Here is a 10,917-nt window from a genome sequence, read left to right on the forward strand (position 1 = left end):
ATCAATACCTTACTACAATATTATGGCACTACAAACAGCATTTCCAGATCCGTCCGTTGATTCTATTGAAGTTTATTCGCAGAAAGTCACGAAAAAGGGGGATAGCCTGTTAAACCTGGGCTAGCGAGAGTCTCCGGAGCCCCCGAACGCCCTCCGTCTGCCGATGGGAAGCTGGAACACCCGTCGTAAACCTGAGGAGCCATCTAACTCCTCCGTCCGAACGGAGCGTGTTGCCGGCCCTCACGGCGTTAGTTGGACCCGTGCTCCTTGGTCGAAGCCGCCGTCTTACGTTTTCACCCGGAGTCTCAGGTCGCCGACTTTTCCGACCGGTCGGCCTGCGAGCGTCTCCTTCGCCGAGGCGCGCGCCTCACATTCTCAATGCGTTTCCTGTTTTGCGTCCGATGCGAAAGCGGGTCCTTGCCCTTCGAGAACCTGGGACAGTCGCATCAAGGAGGCTTTAATGCCCGCGCCATCGTGGGGCGAGATGATAGCGCGCTCGGCCACAGCGGTAATCAAGTCCGCCTGTTGCCGCAGCGCTTGGCATCGTCGGGCGTTCGTCGTCTGTCCGGCGATGATTACCAGGGCCTGAAGCAGGCACGACAGGACCGCGACGTTGCCTTCGGCATTCTGCCGGATTTGGTCAAAGGCTTCGGCCAACAGACTCTCGAAGCTCGGGCCTCGGGCAATCACGCGCAGCTCCCCCTGATCCAGGCGGTGGGAGGTCGCAATCCGGCGAGCCGCAAGCCGGACGAGGATCGCCGCCAGGTAGTCCACGCACATCACCGCGGTCGTGGTATCGTTGATGCCGGGCGACAGCGCTTTCATGGCGATGTCCACGATTTGCCGAATGCCGAAGGCGGCGTCCTGTTGCACCGTGCGCTGGCGGCTGATGAGGTAGACCGCATGCAGCTCGGCCGTCGTCTCTTCGTCCAGCCCGCCCGGGCCAGCCACGGACAACAGCGGAGTGCCCTCGACAACGAACTCGCCGATGCCGCGTTCCATGCGCAGGATGGCCCCGCGTTCCCGGGCCAAAGCCAGAAGCGCGTCCCCGTCGATACTCTCGATGTAACCGGTCTCCCGTGCCGGGACGGCAGACCAAGCCTGCTCCGCGAGAGACATCTCCGGGTTGTCGTCCGCGTCGTTGTCGGCGTCTTCACCCAGCCCCTTGGGAAACAAGTGATCCACGGCAGCGATCGTCTCCCGTGCGGCCGCGGCGATAATGCTCGATGCCTGGATGGACATCGAGATGTGGTGAATGAAGAAGATCAAAAAGGCGATCCCCACGAACGCGAGGATTAAGCCGACCAGCACCGCCAGCGAAGGCACGAACGACCCTTCGTCACCCCCCCGGATGGTCCGGAGCACCACCAGGCAGTACGCGAATATGCCGACGAACACGCCGAGCACCATCTGGTTGATGCGGTCGCGCATAAAGTTGCGAAGGACCCGCGACGTGTACTGACTGGACGTCAGCGCGAGGGCAACGATGGTAATGGAGAACACCACCCCGGCCACCGTGATCATCGAGCTGGCGACGGCCGTGAGCAGGCCGCGGGAAGCGGCCGCACCGGCGCCGAAGAGCAGCGGCCATCTCTCGACAACATGGAGATTTACGTTCGCATCCACCGCGATCAGGACGGTGGCGAGTCCCACGGCGCCCAGAACCATCACTGCGGGTACGAACCAGAAGCTCGACTGCATGTCTTGCCACCAATGGCGCAGTTTCGTGATCATTTGCCAGGTTCTTTTCCGTTACGGCTTTGGTTCTTAGCTTTTGCATCATCAGTGGATGCAGTACCCTTCAAGAGATTCTCCCCATCGTTCAACGGTTGTACCTGCCGTGCCTGTTCCTCGATGACACCGGCTTCGCTGTATAACCCAGCTTCCGCTTTCGTGGCCGTCGCATCGAGTTCTTCGTGCGGCGATTGAGCAGGGAACCGCTTGACTGGCCCGACGTCATGCGCCTCCCCCGGTTTCCCGTCGAGCACGGTGACGGGGACCCCCTGCGGGAAGACAACCTCTCGGGCCTCGTCGGGCATCGAGATGCCATGTTTCTGAAAGGCCAGTTTCACCAGCCGGATCACCGAAGACCGCACCTTCAACCAACTGTGTTCGCGGCCGTTGAGCCAAAAGTAGACGCGCAGGTTTATGGTCGCCCGCCCCAGGCTGTCCGCCAGCACCGAGGGCTCGGGGTCGTTCAGAACGGCCGGGTGGTCCGCCAGCACTTTCCGTGCAATCTCTTGGGCCTCGTTGATCGAATCGTCGTAGCCGATGCCGACGACAAAGTCCTCGCGCCGGTTGGCGTTGGTCGTGAAGTTGCGGAGGTTGCTCTTATAAACGCTGGCGTTCGGGATCTGCACGAGGTTGCCATCAAGCGTCATCAAGATCGTCGTGCGCATGTTCAATTGCTGCACGAAACCCGTCACGCCGGAAATCTCGACCAAATCGCCCGTCTCGAACGGCCGCTGCATGCTGAGGAAGATGCTGGCCAGGAAGTTCTCGGTGATGTCCCGGAAAGCGATACCCACGGCCAGACCAATCAGGCCGGTGCCGCCGACCACGGTTAGGGCTAGTTGTGTCAGGCCGGAGACTCTTAGAACGATGTAGGTGCCGAAGAGGAAGACGAGCACGCCTGCCCCACGAGCGATCACATTTCGCAGAAGTTTCGCTCGAATCCGTTGGCGAAGGAACGCACGCGATCCTCGTGCTGCCAGCATGCCGGCCCCCACTGACAGAGCCAGGATGACCAGTCCAAAAACGAAAAAAGGAAGCGAGCGGATGAAGTCTCGCCATAGTACCAACAGTCCGCCCCACGCCAGACGGAAGTCCCATACCGACGGCTCGAGCACCTCCATCCGGTTGGCCACGGCGACAACGTCCTGAGTATTGCGCGCCAGATCGCCGGCCCATTTCTTGAGCTCATCAGTCTCCGTCCGACCGTTGAGGAAGACGACTCCTTCCTCGACCCCGACTTGCGGGTCGGTGAACCAGCCGGTGGCATCCAGGACGCTCTGGAGACGTTTGCCGATCTCCTCATCGCGCGCGACAGGAGTAACGTCCACCGTCGCGGGTGCGGGGGAGAGCTCTTGTTCGCCGGGGGCGGGTAGTTTCTGCGGTTCGCCGGCTTTGCCGACTGGTTCCTGTGCCACGACAGTCGAAGTCAGCACACCGCACGCAGCACCGAGCAACACCGCCCACAGCACCAGTTTCACTCTCCGTTAGAACCGGTAGATCGCGACCGCACCCGTGGTGGAGGGCATCCGCTCCGCGGGAACGACGACGACCTCGCCCTTCATCTGCAGAACGAGTTCCGCCAAGTCATCGAGCATGTCATCGACCTCGGGGTCCGAGAGCTCGCCCGTTTGGATCTGGCCGGTCGCGCGGTCGATCTTGCCGGGGATCTGCCGGTCGTTCTCTACCAGCAAGGTGCCGACGCGCCCGGCCATCGTGGCTTGAGCCACTTGCGCCAAGTCGTCCGATCCCAACTGGCGAGAAAGGGCGACCTGATAGCTCTCGACCAGGTTAGCCAGGCGTTTCAAGTACAGCGGTTCGACCTTCTGCCACGCCTCCGCACGCAACTGGTCGAGGCTGAGGGCTTCGGGATTCATCATGATCCCATCGGCCATCAGGAAGGGATTGTGGCTGATTTTGTGGAACGGCGCGTGATACTCCGTCAGCGTCGCGAGCATCAGCGGCAGCCCGGACGGGCGGGAGTGGTGCTCCAGGATCGCCCGGTCGATGAACCGGAAGAACCGGTCCCGGTCGATGTCCACCTCGTCCGCCTTGTCCCCGTGCGCGTGGATCGAAGGGGTCGCCCCGCCACAGGCCGCGCGGGCTGCCCCGGCTCCATAAGAAGCGACCGTCGTGTGCTGCTCGGTCAGTTCGTTTCCCAGCGCCTCCGTGATGGTCGAAGGCACGTTCGTCAACTCGACCGGGTCCAGGGCGTAGCGGTTTCCTTCATAGAGCTTGGCCTCGTGGCGGCTCAGAGCGAGAATTTGGTAGCGGTCGGCCGACTGGAGGACGCGGAGCAGTGGCTTCGTGTGGTAGCTGTCGGCCACGACGAGCAGTTCCGGGACCGTGCGTTGCAGCTCGAAGATCTGGAACTTGCCGGGCGAGCTGAGGATGGCCAGCCCGTCCGTGCGTGCGTTCCAGAAGCGGTCGTCACGCGCCAGCGCCTGGAACTTCTCCAGGAGCGTCCGCACTTCCCGCGTCGGGTACTTCTGGCCCAGGGAGTTTTCCATCTCCCGCAGTAGGTTGCGGTAGCGGATCGGGTCTTGCTGGTTTTCGGGGTGATGCCGGTACGTCGGCTGATACAGGGAAATGCACGGCGGCTGGTGATCGGCCAGCAACGCAGTCAGCTGATCGGTAGAAAGTTGACGCATGGGAACTCCTTGGCTCATTCATGAGCAGTATCGTGCGAAGGGAGGGCAAAGGCAGCCGGACGGTTCAGATCGTCTGGTCGCCGCCGTAAGACGTTCGGCCTTTGGGGTCATCCAGACGCCCGAGAGTGCGCTTGAGGGTTTTCTCCAGCTTATTGGCGCACCCCTTGAGGGCCTGATCCAGAGTCGCCCCCTGATGACTCACGGTGATCGGCTGGAGGCCCGTGGGCCGGGCTTCCATGACGCAGCGCTTATCGTTGTCGCGGGCTTTCGAGCTGTTGCTCTCGTCGCTGAGGTGGACTTCCACGCGCGTGATCTTCTCGCCGAAACGCCCGAACGTTCCCTCCACCACGGCCTCGACCTGGCGGCTCAACTCGTCGCTGCCCTCGATGTGGTTGTCCGTGTTGACCTGGATTTGCATGATTACAAGGATAGGAAATTCAATGGGTCTTTGCAACTGTTGCGTCGGATGGGCCGGCCGGTGGTTGGGTGGTGCGGGAGCCCGTCCCATACTTAGAGAACGGAGCGCGACGGGTCAGTTCGGCGAACTCGACGATCACAGTGTACTGGTCGGTGACATCGCCGGAATTCTTCCGTCTCCAGTGTTCGCGAAAACATGTCCCCGGCCCGTCGTCACGGAGGTTTCTCAGGCCATGGGGAGAGATAATGGTTCCGGCCGATGTAAATTCACCGATTCCAACCCACTGAGTGGCTGCAAAGGTGGGCAAAAGCCCTTTTTCGCCAAGAGGTAGAGTAGTGCTGGGCTCGTGAGCTGTCAAGCAAGCATGGTAGAGGAGCAGCTACGCGCCCTGGAGCAGACACGGACGGAGCGGATCGCGCACGCCGATAGCCATCCGTTGCGGCAGGTGGTGCGGTTGATGGGGCTGCGCGCGATCGGGCCGAACTGTGCGTGGCTTTTGGTGATGGAATTCTTTGCCTGGCGGGGGTTCCGGAACCGCCGTGAGCTTGGGGCCTGCGCGGGTCTGACGGGGACGCCCTATGACAGTGGTGGCAGTAAAAGAGACCAGGGCATTAGCAAAGCCGACAATGCCCGGGTACGCACGATGATGGTCCGAGATCGCGTGGTTGTGGCTGCGCCATCAGCCGAACTCCAAGCTCAGCTGCTGGTTCATCCTGTACCTCCTAAAAGCTGGGCGTCCTGCCCATCTGGTTCCGTGAGCGCTTTGCCGGTGGCGGCGCGCGGATGCGGCGCGTGGGGATCGTGGCCTTAGCCCGTCGGTTGCTGGTCGCGCTATGGCGCTACCTCGAAGAGGGCCTGTTGCCTGAGGGCGCGGAGCTCAAGGCCGGCGGTTAAACCAGCGAGAGGATTTGCGCCGGCACGAGCCCTCGAACGTTTTTGCAAGTAAGAGGTTGGCAGAAGCGCCCGAAACTGGCCTGGGTTGATGAAGATCAGTGACCGTAGCTATCAGATGGGGTGCTTCTTTAAGTCGGTTTACTTAACGCGCTGCGCGTATGCAGCATGAGGTGATCGGCCCATGCCGACACGGATAGAAGGTTGTGGCAGGCAACACGCTTCGGATAAACCGGCCAACCGGACGACGTGCATGATTGAGGGGCTATATTGGTACTTAGCGCTGATCCGATGGGCCGGAGTTATTCACCCTTTGTCCACCGACTACGATTGAGAGAAAGTCTTCGTCCGTGGACAAAGCGTGAATAACTCCGGCGGAGACCCGCCGGCCAGCACGTGTTGCTCACGATCATGGAACAGGATCGCGAACGGCTCTGCGGGCCGAAGAACGTCCCCGATCCCGACCGTCGGGCGTACTGCGGCGGGAGTGTCCGTGGCGAGGTGACCCTCGGCGGCCGCCGCATCCGCGTGCCGCGCCTGCGGGCCCGGAGTGTCGACGGCCACGAGCTCGACCTCCCGAGCTTCGCCTACGCCGTCGCGGCGCTGGCGGTGGCCGTCACCTGGTGGCCGTACAGTCGCCTCGACTCGGAGTTCATGCCGCCTCTCTACGAAGGCGACCTGCTCTACATGCCGATGACGCTGCCGGGGATGTCCATCACCAAGGCGCGCGAACTGCTGCAGCAGACCGGCCGCATCACCGAGCGTTTTCCTGAGGTGCATCACGTCTTCGGCAAGAGCGACTGTGCCGAGACGGCGACCGATCCGGCACCGCTCAGCATGGTGGAGACCACGATAATGCTGAAGCCGGAAGAAGACTGGCCGGTGGGCGATATCACTGACATGCGCGGCACAGTCATCGCCCGTCGCCGGCGCACGCCGGACGAGTTGGTCGACGTGATCAATGCGGCCGTTCCGTTTCCGGGTGTGACCAACGCTTGGACCAATGCCGATCAAGACGCGCATCAACATGCTCTCCACCGGGATCAAGACGCCGGTCGGCATAGGAATAGGGATTTTAAACGCCCTTTTTCATCAAGAGGTAGGGTACTGCTGGGCTCGCGAGCTGTCAAGCATGCGAGTCCTCGGCCTGGAATCGAGGCATTTTCGGGCCCTTCATCGGCCCGAGGCGCTATGTTTCGGAGCGTTGGAGCGTTTTGGCGTCTCGGGCGAGCGAGGGCCAACAGAGAGGGTCGGCTCAGGGGGCTCGGATGGGATCAGGGATCGGTGCTGGATCAGACCAGTTAGAATCGATGCAAGGCCCTGGCCGCTGCTCGGGGCGGTTCTCGGGCGGGCAAGCGAGGTGGGTGGAGTTGTTTGGGCGTTGTTTAGGGATTAGGATCTCCGCGCCCGCGGCACGATCCAGGATTACGCCCGGCTCGACCGGGCCACTATAGGGGAGAGGGCGACATGACGCCAGCCGCTGCACGCGCTGTACAGGCCAATTGGAAAGGACTCCTTTTGATCTCGATCAACGCCACGTCTCCCGATGGGAATAGCATGATTTGGGATACGGTCGCCTAGGCTTCGCGTCGGCGACGTGCTACGATTTTCCTCGACTCAGCGGAGAACTATTGACTATGCACGACATTAAGCCCCTCGCGCTTGGCTTGCTTGCGTCCTGGCCCGTGATCCTTACCCTGGTCGGCGTCGTTTTCGCGCTCGCTGGTTGTGGCGAGCCGCCGGCCTCCGCCACTGCGATCATCGAGGGCCCATTCGAAGAACCGCTTGCGGTGCCGCCGGTCGTCGCCGGCTCGACCTACCCTACGCTGGTCGCGCAGGAAACGGATGTCGCCTTGCTCAACGGCCGGCGGACCAAGGTCTATGGCTATCATGCGGGGATCTTGGGGCCGACGATCACAGCAAATACCGGTGACACGGTGCAAGTGCGATTGGAGAACAAGCTCGGCCAGAAGACCAACGTTCACTGGCATGGCGTGAACGTGCCCCCTGGGATGGATGGGTATCCGGACCAGGTAATCGCACCGCAGAGCGCCCTCGAATTCGCGCTTCCCATCGAGGTCCGGGCCGGCACCTATTGGTACCATCCCCATGCACTTGGGCTCGCGGCGCACCAAGTTGTCCACGGGCTTGCGGGGTTCTTCATCGTGCATGACGATGAAGATGCAGCGCTCGGCTTGCCGAGCGGAGAGCAGGATATCGCTTTCGTGATCCAGGACAAGCGTTTCGAGAGTGACGGGGAAGTGGCCTACGCGCCCAACCCGGAAGAGGTGATGAGCGGGTACTTCGGCCCGTACCTATTCGTCAACGGCGTCTATAGCCCCGTTCGTTCCGTCGCCACACGTTGGTACCGTATGCGCATGCTCAATGGCTCCAACGCACGGGTGTACAACCTCGCCCTGAGCGACGGTGCTGCTTTTTACGTCATCGGATCGGATGGCGGACTCATTGAGCGCCCGGAGAGCGTCGATACGCTTCTCCTTGGGCCCAGCGAGCGTGCCGAAGTACTTGTGAACTTTTCGTCCTATCGCGTGGGTGCCGAAGTCTACCTGGTGAGCCTCCCCTTCGACGGGGGCGGTGTGCAAGGGCACGATACGTTTCGGATCATGAAGTTCCTGGTCGAACGCACGGAGCGCGATGCGTTTCGTTTGCCCGCGGTACTTTCGCGCAGCGTCCCGCACCCATTCGATTCCGTCGTCAAGACGCGTCGTTTCGACATCGCCGGAATGCATGAGATGGCTGAGCATGCGGGTCATGACATGGGTGCGTCGGGGATGCACACGATCAACCAGAAGACTTTCGATCTCGAGCGCATCGATGAGCACGTGCGGGTCGGCAGCACGGAAATCTGGGAATTCGATAATGCCGGCGGAAACGAGATCCACCCGATGCACATCCATGGCGCGGCCTTTCGGGTCTTCGACCGTATCGGCGGACGTGGCGCGCTCACGGCTACGGAGCGGGGCGTCAAGGACACCGTGCTGGTAATACCGGGAGAAAAGGTACGAGTGCTTGTCACGTTCTCCGCTCATCCGGGCAAGTTCGTTTTTCACTGCCACAACCTGGAGCACGAAGAGGACGGCATGATGCTCAACTACAAATCGAGTTGAAGGTAACCAAGCTCTGACGATTTCAGGCCTTGCGTTGGACAAGGGGGCCTGACAGAGCACCTTGCTGCTGCGCTGGCTTCTAGCCAATACGGGCAGAGTACGTCTACCGTCGACCCGAGAACAGCTCCGCCCTGACTTCCGGTGGGACCCAGAGGCCCTGCAGACGGCGCGGTGGTCCGATGTCGCGGAAAAGCAGATCACCGTTGCCGAGTCGCTTCTCCGCGCCGGTCGTCTCCAGCAGCATGCGTGATTCGATCGCCTTCTGCATCTTCAGCCTCCGCACTGCGGTCTTTGCTCATCTCCAGATCGCAGTCACACAACCACCGAATGATTATGCGCGAGAATCTACACTACTCAAGGCAGGGCATCACCACCCACCTACGCCAATGTTGGTCCTGTACCTGTAGCCCTACGCAGTCACCAGGTACGCCGACGATGAGGCTTACCTCGATGTGATGCCACCAGCCGACCGTTCCCGTGCAAGCAGTGTCATGCGGACTAGCTTTGCCAGCGAGCGGGGGAAGACCCTAGCTCTGACGTAGTTCCGACGTTCGGCACGAAGGACTGCCCTAACCCCGGACAAGGAGGTTTAAAAGGTCAATTACTCCCGAATTGGCACGGGAAATATAAGAGCTCATGGCGATGGAATGATTCGGGAATAACCCGAACTCCGAACCATTCAGCACCACAGGGCTATCAAATGGCGCCTGCGTATGCTCGAGCGCCCGGATAACCTGCCGTACAGTGACCAATGCGTGCTTGTTTTCGAGAATAGGCCGGAAATCAACCTCGACCGCACGCATGAAGTGCAGCAACGCCCACGTCGATCCTCGCGCGTAATAAAACACATCGTCTAGCTCCATCCATGGGGTCCTATGCTGAACGGGACTAACGGCAGCGGCTGACCGTTCCGCGCCCTTTGCTGGGACGTTGGTTCCAACACTGGCGCTGAGTCGTTGGGCCAGATCGCCAAGCCGTTGCGAGACCAGACCCAACCAGGGGCGCAGATTATCCGCACGCGCAAAGAAAAGCTCCTTATCATGACTGTCTTGGAGACGCTTTAAGTAGCGGTTAAGGTGGTCTATCCCGTCGCGATACTCATATTCAGTGGCGAACAACCACGAGGCGTGATCGAAATTGAGTCGTGGATCGGCTACCGCGAGGTCCGGGTCTTCGGTCGATTGCGACTGCGATCGAGCGAGCTGGTTGCGAAGGGCCCGCACAAGATCGCGTACTTGTACCACGACGCCGTGCTCCCAATTAGGGATGTTGTCCATAATGATCCCGGGCGGCAGGACGTCATTGGAGAGGTAACCCCCACGACCGTCCAAGAGCGTAGTGGCGGCCTTGATCAGCACGGCCGTACAGACTGCGCCCGGCGCCAGCTTCTCCGCCGGAACGCCGGTCAGCTCCATCGCCGCTTTCGTGACGTCGAACACGGGCGGCTCATAGTCCCAATAGTATCCCAAGGCAAGCACGACAATCGCTGATGCACCCAAGGCGGCGGCGATTAACCAAAACCAGAAGGTCGAGCGCCCCCGCCATCGGGAAGGGAGTACTTTGTAGGTGAGGTCATCCTCGACAGTAGAGGGCATGGCGTGCTTATGGCCAAAGGATAGGACGTTCAACGAAGGATAGGACGTTCAACGCGGTTTGGCAACTATTAGTCTTTTCCAACATGGTATGAGTCTGGACGTGGGGGGCTGTTTCCAACGAGGTATGAGTCTGAACGGTAGCGGTTGGGTCGATCATGGGAGCCATGGTGATCGACATGAACGAGACGCGAGTGTGCGCGCTTTGGCAGCTCAAGGCTTTTCTGGAGGGGACGGGGGAGGTCAGCCCGTCGAGGACGACGAGGGGCCCTACTCGCACCTCCAGGCGGTGCTCAAGCGCTTTGCCTACCCTCGGCTCAAGCAGGCGAACAAGGGGCTGGTGCTGCGCTATCTGGGTCGCACCACGGGCTATTCACGGCACATAGGTAAGATCTTATAACTATATGAGTTATAAAGATAACAAATGCGTGGAACTTTTAGGGCTCCACCCGATCTGATCAACTTTATCGGCAAATCAAGATGATCGGGGAGGGGAGGATGGAACG

9 protein-coding genes and 1 pseudogene are annotated in these 10,917 nt (G+C 60.8%); 4 read left to right on the forward strand and 6 right to left on the reverse strand.

Annotated elements, in window-relative coordinates; genetic code table 11:
- Positions 1-375: 375 nt before the first annotated feature.
- The 4 genes from M3461_21700 to M3461_21715 all read right to left on the reverse strand — a co-directional run bounded on the left by M3461_21700 (position 376) and on the right by M3461_21715 (position 4,800).
- Positions 376-1,734 (reverse strand): DUF2254 domain-containing protein, encoded by a 1,359-nt coding sequence (locus tag M3461_21700; protein MDQ3776771.1) that lies wholly within the window; start codon positions 1,732-1,734, stop codon positions 376-378.
- Positions 1,731-3,212, reverse strand: coding sequence for a mechanosensitive ion channel (locus M3461_21705; GenBank protein MDQ3776772.1), 1,482 nt, complete (start codon positions 3,210-3,212; stop codon positions 1,731-1,733). Before M3461_21705 ends, M3461_21700 begins: the two co-directional genes overlap by 4 nt.
- A 6-nt stretch (positions 3,213-3,218) precedes the next feature.
- Positions 3,219-4,382 carry a hypothetical protein gene (locus M3461_21710; protein MDQ3776773.1) on the reverse strand — a complete coding sequence of 388 codons (1,164 nt, stop codon included), beginning with the start codon at positions 4,380-4,382 and terminating at the stop codon, positions 3,219-3,221.
- 64 nt (positions 4,383-4,446) lie between these two features.
- Positions 4,447-4,800 carry an HPF/RaiA family ribosome-associated protein gene (locus tag M3461_21715; protein ID MDQ3776774.1) on the reverse strand — a complete coding sequence of 118 codons (354 nt, stop codon included), beginning with the start codon at positions 4,798-4,800 and terminating at the stop codon, positions 4,447-4,449.
- 502 nt (positions 4,801-5,302) lie between these two features.
- On the opposite strand from M3461_21715, the gene M3461_21720 reads away from it, so the two are divergent.
- From M3461_21720 to M3461_21730, 3 genes and pseudogenes are all read left to right on the forward strand, one after another.
- Positions 5,303-5,611 carry a transposase gene (locus M3461_21720; GenBank protein MDQ3776775.1) on the forward strand — a complete coding sequence of 103 codons (309 nt, stop codon included), beginning with the start codon at positions 5,303-5,305 and terminating at the stop codon, positions 5,609-5,611.
- 689 nt (positions 5,612-6,300) lie between these two features.
- Positions 6,301-6,760: pseudogene (locus M3461_21725) on the forward strand (efflux RND transporter permease subunit).
- 568 nt (positions 6,761-7,328) lie between these two features.
- On the forward strand, positions 7,329-8,819 hold the full coding sequence (locus tag M3461_21730) for a multicopper oxidase domain-containing protein (protein ID MDQ3776776.1): 1,491 nt from the start codon (positions 7,329-7,331) through the stop codon (positions 8,817-8,819).
- Positions 8,820-8,922: 103 nt separating this feature from the next.
- Here the strand turns inward: M3461_21730 and M3461_21735 are convergent, their stop codons facing one another.
- Both M3461_21735 and M3461_21740 read right to left on the reverse strand, forming a co-directional pair.
- Positions 8,923-9,087 (reverse strand): hypothetical protein, encoded by a 165-nt coding sequence (locus M3461_21735; protein ID MDQ3776777.1) that lies wholly within the window; start codon positions 9,085-9,087, stop codon positions 8,923-8,925.
- A 301-nt stretch (positions 9,088-9,388) separates the two neighbouring features.
- Positions 9,389-10,447 carry a DUF2333 family protein gene (locus M3461_21740; protein ID MDQ3776778.1) on the reverse strand — a complete coding sequence of 353 codons (1,059 nt, stop codon included), beginning with the start codon at positions 10,445-10,447 and terminating at the stop codon, positions 9,389-9,391.
- Between the two features lie 160 nt (positions 10,448-10,607).
- Here M3461_21740 and M3461_21745 point away from each other — a divergent pair, with 160 nt between their 5' ends.
- Positions 10,608-10,811, forward strand: a complete 204-nt coding sequence (locus M3461_21745; protein MDQ3776779.1) for a hypothetical protein — start codon at positions 10,608-10,610, stop codon at positions 10,809-10,811.
- Positions 10,812-10,917: the final 106 nt, after the last annotated feature.

This window comes from Pseudomonadota bacterium (assembly GCA_030860485.1).
GTDB lineage: Bacteria > Pseudomonadota > Gammaproteobacteria > JACCXJ01 > JACCXJ01 > JACCXJ01.